Genomic DNA, 21048 nt, shown 5'->3' on the forward strand with positions numbered 1-21048 from the left:
ACTATTTTAGCTTACTTGCTAACTCTTTTACCCATGGACGTTTGCTGTCTTCTTTTAGCAATTCAACGCGGTAACGCACGAGCGTAAACCAAATGGATAAAAATAAAAATCCAAAAATACATAAAATCAGTGGAATTAACATCGGCGTTGCAATAGACGGTTTTTCAAACTTCGTGATACTTGCCCCTTGATGTAAAGTATTCCACCACTCTACGGAAAAGTGAATGATTGGTAAATTCACTACGCCAACAATACACAAGATGCCCGCTGATTTTGCGCCCACTGCACGATCAGAAAATGCAGAGTAAAGGGCTAATACACCGATATATAAGAAGAAAAGAATCAGTTCAGCAGTTAAACGTGCATCCCATACCCACCAGGTTCCCCACATTGGTTTGCCCCAAATTGCACCTGTGACTAACGCAATAAAGGTAAACATCGCACCAATTGGCGCCATAGCAACCATAGAAAGATGTGCGGCTTTAATTTGCCAAACTAACGCAATAATCGCAGCAATCGCCATCGAACCATACATGCCCATTGACCAAATCGCCGCCGGCACATGCACATACATAATTCGGAAACTATTGCCTTGCTGATAATCAGCCGGCGCGTAAGCTAAGCCCCACACAATGCCAACAGCTAATAATAAAACCGCAATCACACCAAAAAATGGGCTTAATTTGCCACATAAATGATATTGGGTTTCATGTTTTGCGTAAGGATGTAACCACTTCCACATAAAAGATCCTTAATTCCAAAAAAATAAAAAACAGTTAAAAATCTGACCGCACTTTCACCGCAATAGTGATTAATTATCTAAACTAATTCGTAGTGCCGCGGCAATAGCGAAAGGCGATAATGTTATCGCGCCAGCCAAGATTGCACCTAAAATAGCAAGCTGTCCGCCATAAGGGAGATTTAACGCGGCGGCATCTAAAATTGCTGAGGCAAAAATTAAAACTGGAATAAATAATGGTACCACAAGTAAACTCAGCAATACGCCACCTTTACGTAATCCTACCGTCAATGCCACGCCAATCGCGCCAATGCAGCTTAAAATGGGTGTTCCTACTAGCAAGGTGACCACCAGCGCCCACCAAATATTCACTTCCAACGAAAGCAATAAAGCCGCAATAGGTGAAAGTAAAATCAACGGCAAACCAGTTAATAGCCAGTGTGCAACAACTTTTGCGAGTGCCGTTAGCGCTAAAGGTTGAGCCGTGAGCATCAATTGTTCTAAAGAGCCATCAATAAAGTCATCTCGGAATAAGCGCTCAAAAGACAGCAACGCAGAAAGCAATGCCGCCACCCAAGCAACCCCTGGTGCAATTTGAGAAAGGAGTTTAGGATCCGGCCCAATCACCAATGGAAACAGCGTGATCACGATTAAAAAGAACCAAAGCGGGTTCAATATTTCCGCTTGTTTACGGGTCGCAATCTTCAGCTCACGCTTTATAATCTGTAAAAATATCATAAAAATCTAAGAGTTATATTTATAATCAGCAAGATTGATTTTCTTCAATAGGCTACTTGGTACTTCTTGATGGCTTGTTAAAATCACCATTCCACCTTTTTTAGCATGATTTTCAAAAAGTGCGGTCAAAACTTCAACCCCTTTTTTGTCTATTGCTGTAAAAGGTTCATCCAAAATCCAGAGTGGCGCTTCAGAGATCCATAATCTTGCCAAGGCAATGCGCTTTTGCTGACCGGCTGAAAGTTGGGCAGCCGGTAAATCTTCACGTCCCAGTAAACCCACTGTTTCAAGCACATCCCATAAAATATCGGTGCCTTGCTGGCTTTGACTAATCTGCTGATAAAATTTTAAATTTTCCCATGCCGTTAATTCAGGTTTCACACCAGAATGATGACCGAGATAAAGTAGCTGATGATGGTATTCTTCGCGTTGTTTTGTAATTTCGTCTAAATTCCACCGCACTTTACCTTCTACAGGCTGTGCAAGGCCGGCTAAAATCCGTAATAAACTTGTTTTGCCGATACCATTGTGCCCTTCAATTTGTACGAAATCACCGCTTTGAAATTGCAGTGAAAGATCAGTGAACAACACACGATCGCCACGCTGGCACGCTAATTGTTCTAATTGAAGTTGATGAGCAGGAAACATAGTCTCAGCCTTAAAAATAAAATCTTGTGAAAAATCAGCGGGTATTCTACCACAAGGGGAAATTTTGACGAGATTTTAAGAGCCAAAAGGTATAACTATTTAGAAGTAGATCGGTGTGTTTATTGATTTAAAACAAATTAAGCTTTTCTAGTCTATTCATCGGATAATCAAATAATTAAAAGATTTACTGATCTAAATCAAATTTTCTGCTACCATTTAACTACTTTTTGATGTTGTTTTATCAAAAACATTACCTTAACTTCATTTAAAAAAGGAACATATTATGTCTTATACTCTACCTGAATTAGGTTACGCTTATGATGCGTTAGAACCACATTTTGATGCACAAACAATGGAAATTCACCACACTAAGCACCACCAAGCCTATGTAAACAATGCAAACGCGGTGTTAGAAACTTTACCTGCTGAATTTTCTGAAATGTGCTCAGGTCAATTAATCAGCCAATTAGACAAAATCCCAGCTGAAAAACGTACTGCATTACGTAACAACGCAGGCGGTCACTCAAACCACAGCTTATTCTGGAAATCATTGAAAAAAGGCACCACTTTACAAGGTGATTTAAAAGCAGCTATCGAACGTGATTTCGGTTCTGTAGAAAACTTCAAAGCTGAATTTGAAAAAGCGGCGGCGACTCGTTTCGGTTCTGGTTGGGCATGGTTAGTGATCAACCAAGGTAAATTATCTGTTGTTTCTACCGCAAACCAAGATTCTCCGTTAATGGGTAAAGAAATCGCAGGTTGTGAAGGCTTCCCACTTTTAGGTTTAGATGTTTGGGAACACGCTTACTACTTGAAATTCCAAAATCGTCGTCCAGACTATATCAAAGAATTCTGGAACGTCGTAAACTGGGATTTTGTTGCAGAGCGTTTTGCTAAAAAATTAGCAGATTGCGAATGTGCAGCTAAATAATCGCTTCTCAAAATATAAAAAAATCGCCTATTTTTAGGCGATTTTTTTATTGGTTAAATCCAACGTCTGACTTTTTTCTTGTAAGCCAAATAAGACTCACCAAACTTCTTCTCTAGCCAGTATTCTTCAGATTTTATTTGCCATTGTGTGATGAGATAAATAAACAGAAAAACACCGAGAAAACTGACCGCACTTTGTAAATAAAGCGCCCATGCCACTAACAAGCCTGCTAAACTTAAATACATTGGGTTACGGCTAAAACGATAAATACCATTTACCACAAATACATTACTTTTTTCTAAGTGAATTGGATTGATATTCGCTTTACTCTTATAGAATTGCCAAAGGCTGAAAAAAGCGATGGCAGAAGAAACCGATATAATCAGATAAACTGTTAATACATTGATTTCGAGTGGATAAGGATTAGGCAAATATGCCATAATAAGTGCACAGCCAATAAAAATGATGGGTGGCGGCACAATAGGTTTCTGAATCATCAGCTCAAAAATCCAATAAAAAAGCCCGAGCAATTCGGGCTAATTAAAATATTACAGATTATTTAATTTCATCTGCGCCATTTGTTTTTCTAACGGGTTACCGCTTTTTTGTGCATTCTCAAAGCTTGCTTTAGCACCATTCACATCGCCTTTTGCGACTTGAATATCGCCCGCTAAAAGATCTTTACGCGCGCTAAAGCCTTGGCTTTTCACTTGATTTAGACTTGCTAATGCTGCATCAAATTGACCTTGTTGGAATTGTACGGCAGACAAACGAAGCGCTGCAAGAGACGTTAAGATATCATCTTGTGATTGAGCAATCGCTTGTTTTAAGCTATTTTCAGCAGAGGCGTAATCTTGTTTTGCAACGAAACCTTTTGCTTCATCGAGTAAGCTAAATACCGCATAGCTGGTTTTATCATGCGCTTTCACAAATTCAGCCACTTTAGCTTGTTGTGCCGCGGCATCTTTGTTTGCAGTATAAACTAGAGCATCATATTCAGCAGACGCTTGCATGATTTGATTGGCTTGATAAGACTGCCAATAACGCCAGCCCAACATCCCGCCTACACCAAGAATAAAAGCAGCAATAATGGTTTTGCCATTGTCTTTCCACCATTCTTTTAACTGGTTCAGTTCTTGTTCTTCTTCAATGGTATATGCCATTTTCCTATCCTTCTAAAATTAAAATTGGGCTTTCACGTGTTCAATTAAATTGTCCACATCAACGGTTTGCTGATCTGCTGCACCAAGTAAGTGTTTTACCACAACTTGATTATTTTGCACTTCACTTTCGCCAAGTACAAGGGCTAGAGTCGCACCAGACTTATCTGCGCGTTTAAATTGTTTTTTAAAGTTACCACCGCTGCAATGCAACATTGTACTTAAGTGCGGTAATTCTGAGCGAAGTTTTTCCGCTAGTTGGAATGCGGCTAATGTTGTACCTTCACCTTGATAAACAACGTAAATATCTACCGCACTTTTTACCGGAATCGATTTATTCACTTCTTGAACGAGCAGCACTAAACGCTCTAAGCCCATTGCGAAACCAACACCACTTGTTGCGTGGCCACCAAGTTGTTCAACTAAGCCGTCATAGCGTCCACCACCACATACCGTGCCTTGCGCACCTAATGCTGAAGTCACCCATTCAAATACGGTTTTGTTATAATAGTCTAAACCACGAACCAATTTGGGATTAATTTCATATTGAATACCAACCGCATCTAATAGACCACATAACTGCGCAAAATGCTCGCGACTTTCATCGTCTAAATAATCCAATAATTTTGGTGCACCGTCCAATACATCTTGTAATGCTTGATTTTTAGTATCCAAAATACGTAAGGGATTTTTTACAAGACGTTCTTTCTCTTCTTCGCTCATTAAATCTTGGTGATTTTCTAAGAAGGCTACTAATGCAGAACGATAGTTTGCACGTGCTTCTAATGAACCAATAGAATTTAATTGAAGAGAAACATGTTGATCAATACCTAAGGCTTTCCATAAACGTGCTGTTAAAATAATTAACTCAGCATCAATTTCAGGGGTTGCGATACCAAATACTTCGACACCAGCTTGGTGGAATTGACGGTAACGACCTTTTTGTGGACGTTCATGACGGAACATTGGTCCCATATACCATAAACGTTGTTCATTGTTGTAAATCCAACCGTGTTCAATCGCAGCACGCACGCATCCTGCCGTACCTTCCGGACGAAGCGTTAATTGTTCATCATTATCCCAGAACGTGTACATCTCTTTTGAGACGACATCTGTGACTTCACCGATTGCACGAGCAAATAATGGCGTACTTTCCACGATTGGCATACGCACTTCTGAATAGCCGTAGCTACTTAAAATTTGGCGAACCTGCCCCTCAATCCATTGCCAAAGTGGAGATTCAGTTGGGGAACAGTCGTTCATCCCACGAATTGCTTGAATATTTTTTGCCACGAGTCTTCCTTAAATAATTCGATTTTTTGGATCTTGTTGTGCAACTTTGGCACGAATTTTTGCTTCTAATTGGTCAATAATCGCGTCGTTATCGAAACGTTCTTTTTGACGCTCGCCATCTAAATAATAGCCACTTTTCTTATTACCACCGGTAACACCTAGGTCAGACACTAATGCTTCACCTGGACCATTTACCACACAACCAATAATAGACACATCCATTGGGGTAATAATATCTTCTAAACGTTGCTCCAGTGCATTCACCGTGCCGATCACATCAAACTCTTGGCGAGAGCAAGTTGGACAAGCAATAAAGTTAATCCCGCGAGAACGAATACGTAACGATTTCAAAATATCAAAACCAACTTTGATTTCTTCTACAGGATCGGCAGCTAAAGAGACACGTAAGGTATCACCAATGCCTTCTGCTAACAACATTCCTAATCCAATGGCTGATTTCACTGAACCCGCACGTGCACCACCCGCTTCTGTAATACCTAAATGTAATGGCTGTTTAATGGCTTTGGCGAGTAAACGGTAAGATTCCACCGCGAGAAAGACATCGGATGCTTTTACGCTCACCTTAAATTGATCAAAGTTTAAACGATCTAAAATCTCAACATGGCGTAAGGCTGATTCTAATAAGGCTTCTGGTGTTGGTTCACCAAATTTCTCTTGGATATCTTTTTCTAATGAGCCTGCATTGACACCGATACGGATCGGGATATTTTTATCACGCGCACAATCCACCACAGCACGAATACGATCTTCACGACCGATATTGCCTGGATTAATACGTAAGCAATCCACCCCATATTCAGCGACTTTTAACGCAATGCGATAGTCGAAATGAATATCTGCCACTAATGGCACATTCACTTGTTGTTTAATGATTTTAAAGGCTTCGGCGGCATCCATAGTTGGCACAGAAACGCGCACAATATCTGCACCGACACGTTCCAAAGATTTAATCTGCGCAACGGTTGCTTCAACATCAGTTGTGCGAGTATTTGTCATGGATTGTACGGCAATCGGTGCATCTCCACCGATTGGTACATTGCCCACATAAATTTTTGTCGATTCACGACGTTTGATCGTAGGTTTTACTGCTGACATTTTTTCGTAAATTATTCGTTAAGGTTTTGGTAATTTAAATTTAGCCACTCGGCCATCAACTGTAAGCGGATACGCTTCGCCTTTATAAGTAATGCGCACGTTACCTGGCGCCCCAATAATTAACGCATATTTATCACCATTAAAGGTTAAGTTCTCACCTTGTTTATATTCTTTTTGCGCTAATACTTTACGGTTTTGGTCTTTCACACTAATCCAACTTGAATTTTTCGTGATCTCAATAACGAGATCGCCTTTCGCTGTAGTTTGAGCTTCAGAAATAGCAGGATTTTCAACCGCACTTTGTATATCTGGTATAGTTTTCTCTGTTGTTGGTTCTGTATTAGGTAACGTTTGTTCCACAACCGCTGCTTGAGCTTGTTCAACAGTAGGCGCTGAAGTTGCTGCGGTTGAAACATCTGCGTTTACTGTTTTAGCTTGATTTTCTTGAGTCGTTGAAACAACTGGTTCAACAACGGCATTATTTGTTGCTTCCGTTACAGACGCAGTTTTATTGGTTGACACAGTAGGATGGCTATTTACCACGACAGGAATTTCATTCAAATGAGTTACCGGCACTTCTGCTGTTTTTTCTTTTTCAACGTAAGTTTGCACTAAATTATCACGCTCTTCATTTGATTTTTGATAATTTTGCCACCACCATAATGCGGTCATTCCAACCACAATAAGTAAAACAAGCGAAGTTAATAACCCAACCCAGCGACCATGAGGAGCATATTGATTAACTGAACGCATTGTCCGCATATTTTTATCTAAATCATTTTTAGGTACTTCACCAAAATCTAAATTTGCCCATTCGCTTTCAGGAATACGCAAAAATTTAGTATAGCTACGAAGATAACCCTTTAGAAAAGTAGCAGGTACATTTTTTTGTACAAACTCATTATTCTCTAACTTTTCTAAAATATTTGGACGTAAAGACGTTGCTTTTGCTACATCTTCTAAAGATAAGTTTAAGGATTCTCGCGTCTTGCGAAGTTTATCACCAAAGGATATTTCGATTGGTTCGACAATTGTATTCATAAGCACCCAAACAAAAATGGAAAACTAAATGCTAAATTCTAAAGTCGAAAGGGGCTTTTGGCAATGATTATTTGAGTGAACGGAGCTTTTCCGCTCTAGAAGGATCAACTTGGCGTAATTTCTCCAATGCCTGTTGATAAGCATCGGTTTGTTTTCCGGCAAAAGCACAAAGTGCCATGTTTTCGTAGGTATCTGCTTGATGATAATAATTTGGTGCAGCGAGTGCCGCATTAAATTGTGAATAAGCTTGTTCAAACTCACCTTGCCCACATAGAAATGCACCAAAGTTGTTATACACATCGCCTTGCTTATCATCTAACTTAATCGCCAGTAAATAAGCTTGCTTCGCTTTTTCCGTATCGCCTTGTAATTGATAAAAATGCGCAAGTGCCGAGTGCACAAGATAATAGCGTTCATCATGTTCAAAGGCTTTATCTAAGTTAAGTTTTGCTTGAACAAAATCCTCTTGTTGCAGATAGCCTAATGCCAATTCAACGCGCGCTTTTGCTGCTTGTTGTTTATTAAAATCAACAGAAGACTGAGAGACGCAAGCAGAAAAAACAAAAGGAAAAATGACCGCACTTAGAATGTTAATTGGGATTAATTTCATCTTATCACTCCTCTATCTTATCACTCTTAGCTAGACCATTTTCCCTTTACAAGTATTGCTATATTTAGCTTAGTTAACCGCTTTTACGTCAATACCTTCGCCAAACTTACGTTTCATTGCTGTACGTTTGGTTCGGTCGATCACATCTCCTGCCAACTGACCACAAGCGGCATCAATATCATCACCACGAGTTTTGCGTACAATCACCGTAAAACCGTATTCCATTAATGTTTTTTGGAAACGATCGACACGGCTATTTGAGCTTTTACCATAAGGCGCTTCTGGGAACGGGTTCCATGGGATCAAATTAATTTTACATGGGGTATTCTTTAATACTTTGGCTAATTGATGCGCATGCTCTGTGCCATCATTCACATGATCTAATAACACATATTCAATAGTCACTTTACCATGGTTAGCATTTGATACTTCTAAGTATCTATGCACCGAATCCATCAACATCTTGATGTTATATTTTTTATTGATCGGCATAATTTCATCGCGCAACTCATCGTTCGGTGCGTGAAGTGAAATCGCTAATGCCACATCAATCTTATCACGTAACATATCGAGTGCTGGCACGACACCAGAAGTAGATAACGTCACGCGTCTTTTCGATAACCCATACGCGAAATCATCCAGCATAATTTCCATCGCGGGTACAACATTGGCCACATTTAGTAATGGCTCACCCATGCCCATCATCACCACATTGGTAATCGGACGAACACCCGTCACACCAAAATTACCGATAATTTTTGATGCACGCCAAACCTGCCCAATAATTTCAGACACCGTTAAATTACGGTTAAAGCCTTGCTGTGCTGTCGAACAAAAAGTACAAGCTAACGCACAGCCTACTTGAGAAGAGACACAAAGCGTTGCGCGATCTGCTTCAGGAATATAGACCGTTTCAACTTGCTGTTCACCTACCTGCATCGCCCATTTAATGGTACCATCCGCAGAGCGTTGCTCAACCGCCACTTCTGGCGCTTTAATTTCCGCGACCGCTTTTAATTTTTCTCGTAATTTTTTATTAATATTGGTCATATTGTCGAAGTTATCTTCGCCAAAATGATAAATCCATTTCACTAATTGATCCGCACGAAATGGTTTCTCGCCTAATTCAGCAAAAAACTCACGCATCTGCTGACGCGTTAAATCCATTAAGTTAATCTTTTTTGTATTCGTTTCGGATAAAAGGGGTTGTTCTAACATAAAGCCTCGTTATTACACATTACGGCGATGATGTTACTCAGAATTGAGCAACAAAAAATTCGCATATTAAAAATGAGCCGAGATTTTACAGATTTACCGACAGATAAGCTAGCAGATTTAAAAAACAACGAAAATTTTGACCGCACTTATTTGCGATCCGCATCGCAAAAATCAAAAAAACAAAAGAAAAAAGTGCGGTTAAAAAACTTCGAATTTTTTATCTTTCATACATCCCAAACCCCTACAAAAACTGATAGAATGTGCACTTCGTTTTATTCTCTGAGTTAGCTATATTGAAGATATGTTAAAAAAAGTTCTTTCTGTATTGTGTTTAGTACCCGCAGTCGCAACGGCACAATCTTATATCGTATATGATTTCACCCATGATCGCGTGCTCGAAAGTAGCTCACCTAATCATGTGCAACCTATCGCATCTGTCACCAAATTAATGACGGCGAATGTGTTTCTTGAAAATAATCGAAACACAAACTGTACAGCCTCAATTACAGACGATGATTTCGATTACATCAAAGGCACTCATACAAAATTACCTAAATATACGCCAATTTCTTGTAATGAATTGTTAAAAGCAATGCTCGTTCATTCTGATAACTATGCTGCCCATGCACTTTCTCGCTCTGCGGGCATGAGTCGTTTGCAATTTATTCAAAAAATGAATGAGAAAGCGAGAGAATTAGGTATGCGCTCTACCCGCTTTTCAGATAGCTCAGGTTTATCTGACAGTAACATTTCAAGTGTGATGGATCTGGTTAAATTGGCTAAATACTCTCTTAACAAAGCACAAATCAAAAACATCTCGAATATGCCAAGTGCTTTCATTCAAGCAGGCGGACGCAGTGTTTTTGTTAAAAACACCAATAAATTAGTGCGTGAAGAAGTGTTTGATGCGGCAATTAATAAAACTGGTTACATTCGCGAATCTGGCTATAATTTAGTCTTTGTGAATAAAAATCCATGTAATCGCGCGACCATTGGGGTGATCAGTTTAAATAACCATTCATCTGCGTTTCGTACTAACTTTACTAAAGGAAAATTGGAACAATACGGTTGTATCGCAGGGCGTAGCATGCACAACTTTACTGTTGATGAAGCCCAATATGAAGAAGGCTATGATGAAGCGGGTATGGATCGCCTAATTCAACAAGTTGGTGGTTAATCATTTCAAAAAGAGCGGTCAATTTTGCACAAAATTTTCCGCTTTTTAATTTTAATCACCTATCGATTTGATAATTATTTTCATTTAAAAAGCTTGTAAAAAATGATATTATTATGCAGAATGCTAATTCATCATTATTTTTAAGGAAATCTCATGAAACATTTATTTAAAAGCCTATCTGTTATCGCTCTAGGTTTAGCAGCTTTACAAGCCGAAGCGAAATTTAAAGTGGTGACCACATTTACGGTTATTCAGGATATCGCACAAAATGTTGCGGGCGATGCCGCGACGGTGGAATCTATCACCAAACCTGGTGCAGAAATTCACGAGTATGAACCGACCCCTAAAGATATTGTAAAAGCTCAATCTGCTGATTTAATTTTATGGAACGGATTAAATTTAGAGCGTTGGTTTGAGCGTTTCTTCCAAAATATCAAAGATAAACCAGCCGTTGTGGTAACCGAAGGCGTCACGCCACTTTCTATTTATGAAGGCCCTTATAAAGATGCCCCTAACCCACACGCTTGGATGTCGCCATCTAATGCGTTGATTTATGTCGAAAATATCAAAAATGCATTAGTTAAATACGATCCGCAAAATGCTGATACTTATCAAAAAAATGCAGCGGCGTATGCAGAAAAAATCAAACAGCTCGATAAACCTTTACGTGAAAAACTCTCACAGATTCCTGCCGACCAACGTTGGTTAGTGACTAGTGAAGGCGCCTTTAGTTATTTAGCGAAAGATTACGATCTCAAAGAAGGCTATTTATGGCCAATTAACGCTGAACAACAAGGTACGCCTCAACAAGTGCGTAAACTTATCGATTTAGTGAAAAAAAATCACATTCCAGTGGTATTTAGTGAAAGTACCGTGTCAGCCAAACCTGCTCAACAGGTAGCGAAAGAAAGCGGTGCTAAGTACGGCGGCGTACTTTATGTCGATTCCCTTTCTGCTGCTGATGGCCCTGTACCAACTTATATTGACTTACTGAATGTCACTGTATCCACCATAGTCAAAGGATTTGAAAAATAATGACTGAACTGTCCGCTTCTATTTCCGTTAATGACGTAACCGTGCGTTACAACAACGGGCACACTGCAATTTATGATGTTACCTTTGCATTACAAGGGGGAACCATCTGTGCTCTTGTCGGCGTAAATGGGAGCGGAAAATCAACGCTATTCAAAAGCATCATGGGCTTAATTAAACCACAACAAGGCAATATTTCGCTTTGTGGTTTGCCAATTAATCGAGCTTTGAAACAAAATTTGGTTGCCTATGTGCCGCAAGCGGAAGAAGTCGATTGGCAATTTCCAGTCTCCGTTTATGATGTTGTCATGATGGGACGCTACGGCTACATGAATTTTCTACGTATTCCAAAGGCTGAAGACAAACAAAAAGTGCTCGAAGCGATGCAACGGGTAAACATCGAGCATTTAGCTGAACGACAAATCGGCGAGCTTTCTGGTGGACAGAAAAAACGCGTATTTTTGGCTCGAGCATTAGCACAGCAAAGTAAGATTATCTTACTCGATGAGCCTTTTACGGGTGTGGATGTTAAAACTGAAAATGCGATTGTGGAACTCCTTCGCCAATTACGTGCTGAAGGCCATTTAATTTTAGTCTCTACCCACAATTTAGGCTCTGTACCAGACTTCTGTGACCAAGTGGTGATGATTAACCGTACTGTGATTGCAGCCGGTAAAACGGAAGATACATTTAATCAGCATAATTTGGAAAAAGTCTTTGGTGGTGTATTACGACACATCAAATTATTAGGTGAAGATCTGCATAATGATGAAGATAAACGTGCGGTAACCGTTCTCACAGATGATGAACGTCCCGTTGTCTTCTATGGCGAAACCAAAAATGATCCGCCTGCAACGGCTGTTAAATCCTGTCGTCTGCCTCCGTCTGACAAGGAATAAGTCATGCTTGAATATTTACTGGAACCTTTCTCCTATGAATATATGCAAAAAGCCATGTGGATAAGTGCCACAGTTGGTGGCATTTGTGCCTTTCTTTCTGCCTATTTAATGTTGAAAGGTTGGTCATTAATTGGCGACGCGCTCTCTCATTCCGTGGTTCCGGGTGTGGCGATAGCTTATGCCTTTTCACTCCCCTATGCTTTAGGTGCTTTTTTTGCCGGCATTTTGGCCGCACTTTCCATTTTATGGATCAAATCCATTTCTAAACTCAAAGAAGATGCCGTTATCGGCTTTATTTTTAGTACCTTTTTTGCCTTAGGTTTACTGATCATTTCCTTGAATCCGACCTCGATAAATGTGCAAAACATCATTCTCGGCAATATCCTCGGGATTGCTGATGAAGATATTTATCAAGTAGCCATTATTATGTTGATTTGCTTGGTCTTATTGCTTATTTTTTGGAAGGATCTATTGCTGATTTTCTTTGATGAAACGCAAGCAATTACAGTTGGACTTTCACCACTGTTTTACAAAGTTCTCTTTTTTACACTCTTGAGTGCTTGTGTCGTTGCGGCATTACAAACTGTCGGGGCGATTTTAGTGATTGCGATGGTAATAACACCAGGCGCAACCGCCTATTTACTTACTGACAAGTTCAAAACGCTGATCAAAATTGCCGTAGCATTAGGCGGAATCACTGGTTTCGTCGGTGTTTATTTAAGCTATTATCTGGATGGTGCAACAGGTGGTGTCATCGTAACATTACAAACATTGTTATTTTTATTGGCTTTTCTATTCTCGCCTAAATACGGATTAATCAGTCAAAAACGGCGTAAGGTGGTGGATTATGACTGAGATGTTCGCCATTTTCGTTGAGCCATTTCAATTTGCCTTTATGCAAAATGCGCTACTCACCGCATTAGTAGTTGCGGTTATTTGTGCACTACTCTCCTGCTATTTGGTCTTGAAAGGGTGGTCATTAATGGGTGATGCCATTTCTCATGCTGTCCTACCTGGCATTGTCTTAGCTTTTCTAGCGGGTATTCCATTAGTGATTGGTGCCTTTGTCTCTGGAATTGCCTGTGCCTTAGGTGTCGGTTATTTAAAAGAAAACAGCCGTATCAAAGAAGATACCGCAATGGGGATTGTATTTTCAGGGATGTTTGCCATTGGGTTGGTGCTGTTCACTAAAATCCAAACCTCACAACATCTCACACACATCTTATTCGGTAACGTATTGGGTGTAAGCAGACAAGAGCTGATTCAAACGGCTATTATCGCCTTGATTATTTTTATTTTGCTTGGCTTAAAGCGTCGTGATTTTCTGCTTTATTGCTTTGATCCTAGCCATGCTCGCGTTGCGGGGCTCTCGCCGAAATTACTGCACTATGGCTTGCTCACATTACTCGCGCTCACCATTGTGAGTACGATGCAAGTCGTTGGGGTTATTTTGGTTGTAGCGATGCTAATTGCGCCTGGCATCACCGCACTAACCCTGACGAATCGCTTCGACAAGATGCTTGTTATCGCGATCATCAGTGCTGTAACTGCAAGTCTACTAGGCGTGCTACTTAGCTATCATTTTGATGCGTCCACGGGCGCATGTATTATTTTGCTACAAGCAGCGTTCTTCTTGCTCGCACTGATTTATAGCAAAATAAAAGTGCGGTTAAATTTCTAAATAAAAAAAGCTAACAGAGATGTTAGCTTTTTTATTAGGAATTGAGTTCCAGCAATGTCACTGCTTCAACTTGCTCATCATTGTCCAAATTGGAATTCTGTCAATATTTTGGACACATTTTGGGAGGAATATTTAAGTCAAAGATACTGACGAACAGATGGTTTTGATGTCTGATAAAAAGGATAGATGATGCTTGATGCTTGTAACGTCATTCTATAAACTTATATGTTCCATGACACAAGTATATACATAAAAGAAACTAACATTAATTACAATAATATTAGATGACAAGATTATCCAGAAGCATTTTTGATATCTAACGAAATAAGACTTGTCAAGAAGAACAATTAGTGATACAAACAACACATCAAAATAATTTGATATGAAGACTTTTATGAACAGAGATTTAGTAAAAACTGCAAAGATATTTAAAGCCTTTTCAGTGGCAATTCGCCTAGAGATATTAGATTTATTAAAAAATGGGGAAGAATGTGCCTGTGTTTTACTAGAAAAACTAGATTTAACGCAATCAGGCTTGTCATACCATATGAAAATATTGATAGAGTCAGGAATTGTTACAGCAAGAGAAGAAGGCAAGTGGGTTTACTACACTATATCTGAACAAGGAAGACAAAAAATAATACAGATGTTTTTATCATCTACAGCAAGAAATTAGTTACCCTTAAGGGTAACTAAAAAAATACTCTTCACATCAAAAAAAATTGATATATTAATAATGTTTAATTCAAAAAATTGAAGAAAGGGGTAAAAAATGAAAAGAATGTCAATTTATGAACCAGCTATGTGTTGTGATACCGGTGTTTGCGGAGTTAATGTCGATCCTGAACTCGTACGTATTTCAACAGTAATTAACAACTTGAAGAAAAATGGTATCACTATTGAAAGATACAATTTATCAAGTGAGCCAATGGCATTTGTCAATAATAACAAGGTAAAAGATGCTTTGGATAAAAATGGAATCGATAGGCTGCCATTAATCCTTGTGGACGACGATATAGTCATAGAAGGCAGATATCCAAAGAATGAAGAAATAATGGAACTTTTACAAATCTCTAAAGATTATCTTGAAAGTAGTAACCAAAATGGCTGTTGTTCTTCAGGTAATGATTCTTGCTGTAGTGAAGATGAAGAACCAAATCAAGGGTGCTATGGAAATAATAACTCTTGTTGCTAAGGGGGGATTTATTATGAAGAAATTTAATCTTCCAGATATTAAATTAACTAAATATCTATTTTTCACAGGCAAGGGAGGGGTTGGTAAAACATCTACAGCTTGTGCAACAGCAGTGGCTTTAGCAGATGAAGGAAAGAAAGTACTACTTATTAGTACAGACCCTGCTTCAAATCTTCAAGATGTTTTTGAAACAGAATTAGACGGTAAAGCAAAACCAATCAAAGGCGTAGATAATTTAGAAGTAATCAATCTAGATCCATTGGAAGCGGCACATAACTATAAAGAAAGTGTAGTTGGACCTTTTAGAGGCAAATTGCCTGATTCTGTTATTGAGAACATGGAAGAACAGCTATCTGGATCTTGTACAGTAGAGATTGCTGCCTTTAATGAGTTTTCTAATTTCATTACAAATTCTAAGCTCAATACAGACTATAACCATATTATATTTGATACAGCACCTACAGGTCATACCCTTAGAATGTTACAACTTCCTTCTGCTTGGACTGATTTTATCAGTGAAAGTACGCATGGCGCATCCTGTTTAGGACAGTTATCAGGATTAGATACTAAAAAAGAAACCTATAAAAAGGCAGTTGAAAATTTATCAGATAAGAGTTTAACAACCCTAGTATTAGTTACAAGGCCTGATAAAACACCACTTAATGAGGTAGCCAGAGCATCAAAGGAGCTATCTGAGATTGGAATAAAAAATCAAATATTAGTGATTAATGGTGTCTTAGAAAATTATGATGATGACTTATCTGAAAATATATTTAACAAACAAAAGTTAGCCCTTGAAAATATGCCAGAGATGTTAACTGAGTTTGATACCTATACAATTGCCTTGAGATCATACAACATTACTGGAATTGACTCTATAAGAAATCTCCTTAAGAAGGATCAAATAAATGAACAAAAAGTGGAAGTAAAAGGCAAACTCTTTAATTTAGATGATGTTGTTAGTGACCTTGTAAAAAATAATAGAAAAGTAATCTTTACTATGGGCAAGGGCGGTGTAGGAAAGACTACTATTGCATCTTCTGTTGCCATCAAACTAAGCAAACTTGGTAAAAAGGTACACCTGGCTACAACAGATCCCGCTGACCATATCAAATTTATGATAGATAGTTCAAGTGGAATATCTATGAGTCATATTGATGAAAAAGAAGAATTAAAAAAATATCAAGATGAAGTACTTGGAAATGCAAGAAAAACAATGAGTGAGGATGATGTAGCTTACATTGAGGAAAATTTAAGATCACCATGTACACAGGAAATAGCTGTATTTAGAGCTTTTGCAGAGCTCGTGGAAAAAGCAGACGATGAAATAGTGGTGATTGATACTGCTCCTACGGGTCATACCTTGTTATTATTAGACTCAACTTTAAGTTATCATCAAGAAGTTCAAAGAACACAAGGACAGGTACCTGAATCTGTAAAAAACTTGTTACCTAGATTAAGGGGAGAGGAAACAGAAGTATTAATCGTTAGCTTGGCGGAGGCTACCCCATTTTATGAGGCATATCGATTAGAAGAAGATCTAACAAGGGCATCAATTCATACAAATTGGTGGATTGTTAATTCATCCTTGTATAAAGCAAATCCTAGTAACAAGATGTTATCTGCTAAAGTAAATGAAGAAGTTAAGTGGATTAACAAGATATTAGATCATACTTCAGGAAAACTAGCCGTCATTGAATGGACAAAAGAAGACCTTTGTGGTGACAAACTTTATCAGATATAGGGGAAAAAATGATGAAGAGTTTAAAAACCATTAAAGCGATTGAAAGTAAGGTTCATAAATTAATTGAGAAAGTTGAGGATATTTAGGAATGAAGAAAATAAATGGAATTGGTTTTTTTGAGAAAAACCTGACTTTTTGGGTGTTAATTTGTATGGTAATAGGCATATTTATTGGGAAATATTTTCCTGCTATTCCAGATTGGTTAGGAAAATTTGAGTTCTACAATGTGTCTATACCAACAACAATTTTACTTTGGATAATGATTTATCCAATGATGTTGAAAATTGATTTTAAGAGTATAAAAGACATAGGAAAAAATCCTAAAGGTCTATTTATTACATGGTTTGTAAATTGGATCATTAAGCCACTCACTATGTATTTAATCGCTTCCTTATTTTTCTTTATTATTTATAAAGGATTTATTAATAAGGAATTGGCATCAGAATATTTAGCTGGGGCGGTTTTACTCGGAGCTGCACCATGTACCGCAATGGTATTTGTATGGAGCAAGTTAACAAGAGGTGATAGTGGTTATACCTTAGTACAGGTAGCTAGTAACGACTTAATTATTTTGATTGCATATATACCAATTGTGAGTTTCTTATTAAAGGTTGGAGATATAAATATTCCATGGGGAACACTTTTATTGTCCATTGTATTATTTATTGTTGTTCCTCTTATTTTAAGCATGGTAACTAGAAGTATAATCATTAAAAATAAAGGGGAAGACTACCTAAATAAAACTTTTATCCCTGCATTTGATAAATACACTATGATGGGATTATTGTTGACGTTGATTATAATATTTTCATTTCAAGGACAGAAGATATTGGATCAGCCACTAAATATTATCCTTATTGCAATTCCTTTGATAATTCAAACTTTGTTTATATTTGCAATAACATTTTTCATGGCATATTTAGCAAAGCTACCATATTCAATTGCAGCACCATGTGGCATGATTGGTGCATCTAACTTTTTTGAGCTGTCTGTTGCAGTTTCTATATCTCTATTTGGGTTAGTATCAGGAGCTACGCTAACAACTGTAGTAGGTGTTCTGGTTGAGGTTCCTGTTATGTTAGCCTTGGTAAAGTTTGCCAATTCTATGGAAAATAAATTTAATCGTTGAATATGAGTTAAAACTGCTAGCAACAATCAAGTAGTGTTAATTTACAAAATGCTAGATCAGATATATGTCTTAGAATGTCCATCTATAGTCTGTGGTACTATATAATCACCAAGAAATATAATATAAGCCTTGGAGGGAAACCTTTAGGGCTTTTCTTATACCCATTAGGAGATGGAAGGATTACCAAGAAAACCAAAGCGACCTTGCGCTTAAATCATTTTGAAATGTCTTAACGTATCCATGATAGTTTCTTCTTTTTCTGGTGTAATTGTGGAATAACCTGTTTCTCTTTTTGCGATTTATTATAATGCTCCCTCAGTACAACTCCACATTTCTTTTTGATTTGTGCTATATACGATGTAGAAACCTTAAATCCAAATTTCCCCAGTACATACTCTTTAATTTTCTCATAAGTAGCCTTGCTCTCAGCACTTGTCAAATCAAGTTCATCAAGCTCTATTTAAACACTTATATGTTCATTGACATTAAGTTTGGACAATAATGCTAGCGTCTCATAATGTGCCGTATGCGGGAACATATCAAATAATTGAATTTGAGTAAGCTTATAATTGGTTAGGTGTTGCAAATCTTTTCCCATGGAAATCGCGTTACAGCTGGAATAAAGAATAAAGTGCGGTTGCATTTCATTGAGAAATTCTGCGAGTTCCCTTCCGATACCTCGACGAGGCGGATTGACGATCACCAAATCCGGTTTATTTTCATCTTGTGTTAAAGCAAAATTAGCCGCATCCAAAGATTGGAATTTAACGTTGTTTAGCCCTAACACCTGAGCGGATTGCGTCGCCGCTTGAATAGCAGATGGGGAAATTTCAATCCCGGTCAATTCCACTTCTTGTTGATGTTTATCCTGTAAAGCTTTAGCGCAATGAAGTCCAAACCCTCCAACACCACAAAAGAGATCCCAAAGTTTAGTAATCGGCAAATCTTGCACCCAATCTTGCGCCGTTGCATATAGCCCTTGCGCTACAAGTGGATTCGTTTGGAAGAAACCTTGAGGGCGAATAAAGAGCGGAATACCATTAAAGCTTTCTGATAAGGTGTGCTGTTCAGTTAAAAAGATTTCTTTCTCACCTTCTAAGATCGCTGCGTGTTGAGGTTGAATATTCACGCTCACCACTTCAAGTTGTGGTAATTTTTCCAATAAGCCTGCAAATTCACGTTGAATTAACGGCAATTTAGTTTCTGAACGCAATACAAAACGTAACATCAATTTTTTTGTATGTTGGCTTTCTGTAAGCAGAATATATTTCAGCTCACCTTTTTGTTTAGCCACGTTATAAGGGACTAAACCCGCGCGCCCAATAAAATCTTTTAGAATCGGAAAGAGTTCAGCAAAGCGTTGCGGATAAAGCGGACAATCACATAAATCCACCGCACTTTGTGGATCATTCGAGTCTTGTAAAATACCTAAAATGGGACGTTCCACCGCACCACTTACCACCATTTTGGCTTTATTACGAAAAGCTGACTCAGAGGAATAAAAAGGCGGATGCCAAATTAAATTATCACAATCTAATTTGGCAAGTTGTTGTTTTAGATGCTCTTCTTTCTTGGCGAGTTGCTGTTCATAAGGCATTTCAAGCCATTGACAAGAACGGCAATCGCCTTTTTGATAATGATGGCAATCAATCATTTAGAAGCAAGCCACTCTTGTTGAAGTGCGGTCAGTTTTTGATGATTTTCAATCCAACGCGAAGTTTTTGTGAGTTCTGACCAATCAAAGGATTTTTGTTTAAAGAGCGATTTCAAGCGAGCTTGGCGTGCTGTGAAATGCTCTGTTGTTTCCTGTAACTTCAGATTATCAAGCACTTGAATGACACCTTCTCGCTCATTACAAAGCAATAATAAGTCACAACCAGCCTTCAAGGCTTTTTCACTGCGAGCCACAAAATCGCCCATAAAGCCTGCGCCTTTCATGCCTAAATCATCAGAGAAAATCGCTCCTTGGAAGCCCAACTGTTTACGCAAAATCTCTTTTAACCAATAACTCGAACCGCTTGCTGGCTGGCTATCACATTGTGTATAAATGACGTGAGCCGGCATAATCGCATCAAGCTTACTCTGTTGAATTAATTGCTGAAATGGCAAAATATCATGATTAAAAATCACTTCTTTTGCTCGCTCATCATAAGGGGTTTCAAGATGAGAATCAGCTAAAACATGGCCGTGTCCCGGGAAGTGTTTTCCTGTTGTTGCCATGCCCGCCTGGTGCATACCATCAATAAAAGCTGCTGCTAAATTGACCGCACTTTTTACATCACAGCCAAAACTACGATCACCAATCGCACGACATTCGTGACCTAAATCCAACACCGGAGCAAAACTCAAATCAATATCTAACGCCACCATTTCAGCAGCCATTTGCCAACCCGCTTCTTTTGCTATTTGCTGTTGCTGAGCTGAGTCCTCAACTAATGCCGCAAAAGCCTGCATCGCAGGGAGCTGAGTGAAACCTTCACGGAAACGTTGCACGCGACCACCTTCTTGATCGACTGTGACCAATAAAGGCTTTTTCACTCGTTGACGAATGGATTTAATTAGCGCTTGAACTTGCTGACGATCATAAAAATTGCGGGTAAATAAAATCAAACCGGCAACTAAAGGATGTTCCAGTAATTCAACTTCTTCTTGTTTGAGCTCATGACCTTCAAGGTCAATTAATAATGTGGACATAAA

General features: G+C 38.6%; 22 protein-coding genes. 10 read left to right on the forward strand and 12 right to left on the reverse strand.

The features are described 5' to 3' along the window. Position 1: 1 nt before the first annotated feature. The 3 genes from QQS40_RS11045 to ccmA all read right to left on the reverse strand — a co-directional run bounded on the left by QQS40_RS11045 (position 2) and on the right by ccmA (position 2125). The gene (locus tag QQS40_RS11045) at positions 2 to 742 is read right to left on the reverse strand and encodes a heme ABC transporter permease (RefSeq protein ID WP_128787024.1); all 741 of its coding nucleotides are present in this window, start codon (positions 740 to 742) and stop codon (positions 2 to 4) included. Positions 743 to 811: 69 nt separating this feature from the next. Further along, positions 812 to 1477, reverse strand: coding sequence for a heme exporter protein CcmB (gene ccmB / locus QQS40_RS11050; protein WP_049356989.1), 666 nt, complete (start codon positions 1475 to 1477; stop codon positions 812 to 814). Positions 1478 to 1483: 6 nt separating this feature from the next. Further along, positions 1484 to 2125: a cytochrome c biogenesis heme-transporting ATPase CcmA gene (ccmA, locus tag QQS40_RS11055; RefSeq protein WP_329505317.1), complete on the reverse strand. Its 642-nt coding sequence runs from the start codon at positions 2123 to 2125 to the stop codon at positions 1484 to 1486. A gap of 283 nt (positions 2126 to 2408) precedes the next feature. Here ccmA and sodA point away from each other — a divergent pair, with 283 nt between their 5' ends. Next, positions 2409 to 3056: a superoxide dismutase [Mn] gene (gene sodA / locus QQS40_RS11060; protein WP_128787023.1), complete on the forward strand. Its 648-nt coding sequence runs from the start codon at positions 2409 to 2411 to the stop codon at positions 3054 to 3056. Between the two features lie 53 nt (positions 3057 to 3109). Here the strand turns inward: sodA and QQS40_RS11065 are convergent, their stop codons facing one another. From QQS40_RS11065 to rlmN, 7 genes are all read right to left on the reverse strand, one after another. Next, on the reverse strand, positions 3110 to 3553 hold the full coding sequence (locus tag QQS40_RS11065; protein ID WP_049356994.1) for a methyltransferase family protein: 444 nt from the start codon (positions 3551 to 3553) through the stop codon (positions 3110 to 3112). Between the two features lie 51 nt (positions 3554 to 3604). Continuing rightward, positions 3605 to 4219 (reverse strand): YfgM family protein, encoded by a 615-nt coding sequence (locus QQS40_RS11070; RefSeq protein ID WP_049356996.1) that lies wholly within the window; start codon positions 4217 to 4219, stop codon positions 3605 to 3607. Between the two features lie 18 nt (positions 4220 to 4237). After that, positions 4238 to 5509, reverse strand: coding sequence for a histidine--tRNA ligase (gene hisS / locus QQS40_RS11075; protein ID WP_329505321.1), 1272 nt, complete (start codon positions 5507 to 5509; stop codon positions 4238 to 4240). A gap of 9 nt (positions 5510 to 5518) precedes the next feature. After that, positions 5519 to 6625: a flavodoxin-dependent (E)-4-hydroxy-3-methylbut-2-enyl-diphosphate synthase gene (gene ispG / locus QQS40_RS11080; RefSeq protein WP_005695590.1), complete on the reverse strand. Its 1107-nt coding sequence runs from the start codon at positions 6623 to 6625 to the stop codon at positions 5519 to 5521. 18 nt (positions 6626 to 6643) lie between these two features. Continuing rightward, entirely contained in the window at positions 6644 to 7666 is a 1023-nt protein-coding gene (locus QQS40_RS11085) for a RodZ domain-containing protein (protein ID WP_329505323.1), read from the reverse strand. A 67-nt stretch (positions 7667 to 7733) separates the two neighbouring features. Beyond that, positions 7734 to 8276, reverse strand: coding sequence for a type IV pilus biogenesis/stability protein PilW (gene pilW, locus QQS40_RS11090; protein WP_329505325.1), 543 nt, complete (start codon positions 8274 to 8276; stop codon positions 7734 to 7736). A 69-nt stretch (positions 8277 to 8345) separates the two neighbouring features. After that, entirely contained in the window at positions 8346 to 9494 is a 1149-nt protein-coding gene (gene rlmN, locus QQS40_RS11095; RefSeq protein ID WP_197542296.1) for a dual-specificity RNA methyltransferase RlmN, read from the reverse strand. A gap of 301 nt (positions 9495 to 9795) precedes the next feature. Here rlmN and QQS40_RS11100 point away from each other — a divergent pair, with 301 nt between their 5' ends. The 9 genes from QQS40_RS11100 to arsB all read left to right on the forward strand — a co-directional run bounded on the left by QQS40_RS11100 (position 9796) and on the right by arsB (position 18351). Further along, on the forward strand, positions 9796 to 10671 hold the full coding sequence (locus QQS40_RS11100) for a D-alanyl-D-alanine carboxypeptidase family protein (protein ID WP_329505329.1): 876 nt from the start codon (positions 9796 to 9798) through the stop codon (positions 10669 to 10671). A gap of 153 nt (positions 10672 to 10824) precedes the next feature. Beyond that, positions 10825 to 11706, forward strand: coding sequence for a metal ABC transporter substrate-binding protein (locus tag QQS40_RS11105; protein WP_049364985.1), 882 nt, complete (start codon positions 10825 to 10827; stop codon positions 11704 to 11706). Then, a complete protein-coding gene (locus QQS40_RS11110) occupies positions 11706 to 12602 on the forward strand; it encodes a manganese/iron ABC transporter ATP-binding protein (RefSeq protein WP_049385015.1) in 897 nt (298 codons plus the stop codon). Before QQS40_RS11105 ends, QQS40_RS11110 begins: the two co-directional genes overlap by 1 nt. Before the next feature lie 3 nt (positions 12603 to 12605). Then, positions 12606 to 13457 carry a metal ABC transporter permease gene (locus tag QQS40_RS11115; protein ID WP_297567499.1) on the forward strand — a complete coding sequence of 284 codons (852 nt, stop codon included), beginning with the start codon at positions 12606 to 12608 and terminating at the stop codon, positions 13455 to 13457. Continuing rightward, on the forward strand, positions 13450 to 14283 hold the full coding sequence (locus QQS40_RS11120; RefSeq protein ID WP_420485553.1) for a metal ABC transporter permease: 834 nt from the start codon (positions 13450 to 13452) through the stop codon (positions 14281 to 14283). Before QQS40_RS11115 ends, QQS40_RS11120 begins: the two co-directional genes overlap by 8 nt. Before the next feature lie 394 nt (positions 14284 to 14677). Beyond that, on the forward strand, positions 14678 to 14959 hold the full coding sequence (locus QQS40_RS11125) for an ArsR/SmtB family transcription factor (RefSeq protein ID WP_005662456.1): 282 nt from the start codon (positions 14678 to 14680) through the stop codon (positions 14957 to 14959). Positions 14960 to 15055: 96 nt separating this feature from the next. Beyond that, entirely contained in the window at positions 15056 to 15478 is a 423-nt protein-coding gene (gene arsD, locus QQS40_RS11130) for an arsenite efflux transporter metallochaperone ArsD (protein ID WP_289901410.1), read from the forward strand. Beyond that, positions 15369 to 17222: an arsenical pump-driving ATPase gene (arsA, locus tag QQS40_RS11135; protein WP_329505336.1), complete on the forward strand. Its 1854-nt coding sequence runs from the start codon at positions 15369 to 15371 to the stop codon at positions 17220 to 17222. The genes arsD and arsA overlap by 110 nt, the downstream gene beginning before the upstream one ends. 88 nt (positions 17223 to 17310) lie before the next feature. Next, a complete protein-coding gene (arsB, locus tag QQS40_RS11140; protein ID WP_289901412.1) occupies positions 17311 to 18351 on the forward strand; it encodes an ACR3 family arsenite efflux transporter in 1041 nt (346 codons plus the stop codon). A gap of 460 nt (positions 18352 to 18811) precedes the next feature. Here the strand turns inward: arsB and rlmC are convergent, their stop codons facing one another. Together rlmC and nagZ are read right to left on the reverse strand one after the other, a co-directional pair. After that, entirely contained in the window at positions 18812 to 20005 is a 1194-nt protein-coding gene (gene rlmC, locus QQS40_RS11145) for a 23S rRNA (uracil(747)-C(5))-methyltransferase RlmC (RefSeq protein WP_329505338.1), read from the reverse strand. Then, entirely contained in the window at positions 20002 to 21045 is a 1044-nt protein-coding gene (gene nagZ / locus QQS40_RS11150; protein WP_307990335.1) for a beta-N-acetylhexosaminidase, read from the reverse strand. Before nagZ ends, rlmC begins: the two co-directional genes overlap by 4 nt. Between the last annotated feature and the right edge of the window lie 3 nt (positions 21046 to 21048).

The sequence above is a fragment of the Haemophilus parainfluenzae genome, assembly GCF_036288925.1.
Classification (GTDB): Bacteria; Pseudomonadota; Gammaproteobacteria; order Enterobacterales; family Pasteurellaceae; genus Haemophilus_D.

Excerpts from the sequence above, each read along its gene's own strand:
- QQS40_RS11045 (WP_128787024.1), bottom strand. The coding sequence starts at position 742 with ATGTGGAAGTGGTTACATCCTTACGCAAAACATGAAACCCAATATCAT.
- ccmB (WP_049356989.1), bottom strand. The coding sequence starts at position 1,477 with ATGATATTTTTACAGATTATAAAGCGTGAGCTGAAGATTGCGACCCGT.
- ccmA (WP_329505317.1), bottom strand. The coding sequence starts at position 2,125 with ATGTTTCCTGCTCATCAACTTCAATTAGAACAATTAGCGTGCCAGCGT.
- sodA (WP_128787023.1), top strand. The coding sequence starts at position 2,409 with ATGTCTTATACTCTACCTGAATTAGGTTACGCTTATGATGCGTTAGAA.
- QQS40_RS11065 (WP_049356994.1), bottom strand. The coding sequence starts at position 3,553 with ATGATTCAGAAACCTATTGTGCCGCCACCCATCATTTTTATTGGCTGT.
- QQS40_RS11070 (WP_049356996.1), bottom strand. The coding sequence starts at position 4,219 with ATGGCATATACCATTGAAGAAGAACAAGAACTGAACCAGTTAAAAGAA.
- ispG (WP_005695590.1), bottom strand. The coding sequence starts at position 6,625 with ATGTCAGCAGTAAAACCTACGATCAAACGTCGTGAATCGACAAAAATT.
- QQS40_RS11085 (WP_329505323.1), bottom strand. The coding sequence starts at position 7,666 with ATGAATACAATTGTCGAACCAATCGAAATATCCTTTGGTGATAAACTT.
- pilW (WP_329505325.1), bottom strand. The coding sequence starts at position 8,276 with ATGAAATTAATCCCAATTAACATTCTAAGTGCGGTCATTTTTCCTTTT.
- rlmN (WP_197542296.1), bottom strand. The coding sequence starts at position 9,494 with ATGTTAGAACAACCCCTTTTATCCGAAACGAATACAAAAAAGATTAAC.
- QQS40_RS11100 (WP_329505329.1), top strand. The coding sequence starts at position 9,796 with ATGTTAAAAAAAGTTCTTTCTGTATTGTGTTTAGTACCCGCAGTCGCA.
- QQS40_RS11105 (WP_049364985.1), top strand. The coding sequence starts at position 10,825 with ATGAAACATTTATTTAAAAGCCTATCTGTTATCGCTCTAGGTTTAGCA.
- QQS40_RS11110 (WP_049385015.1), top strand. The coding sequence starts at position 11,706 with ATGACTGAACTGTCCGCTTCTATTTCCGTTAATGACGTAACCGTGCGT.
- QQS40_RS11115 (WP_297567499.1), top strand. The coding sequence starts at position 12,606 with ATGCTTGAATATTTACTGGAACCTTTCTCCTATGAATATATGCAAAAA.
- QQS40_RS11120 (WP_420485553.1), top strand. The coding sequence starts at position 13,450 with ATGACTGAGATGTTCGCCATTTTCGTTGAGCCATTTCAATTTGCCTTT.
- QQS40_RS11125 (WP_005662456.1), top strand. The coding sequence starts at position 14,678 with ATGAACAGAGATTTAGTAAAAACTGCAAAGATATTTAAAGCCTTTTCA.
- arsD (WP_289901410.1), top strand. The coding sequence starts at position 15,056 with ATGAAAAGAATGTCAATTTATGAACCAGCTATGTGTTGTGATACCGGT.
- arsB (WP_289901412.1), top strand. The coding sequence starts at position 17,311 with ATGAAGAAAATAAATGGAATTGGTTTTTTTGAGAAAAACCTGACTTTT.
- rlmC (WP_329505338.1), bottom strand. The coding sequence starts at position 20,005 with ATGATTGATTGCCATCATTATCAAAAAGGCGATTGCCGTTCTTGTCAA.
- nagZ (WP_307990335.1), bottom strand. The coding sequence starts at position 21,045 with ATGTCCACATTATTAATTGACCTTGAAGGTCATGAGCTCAAACAAGAA.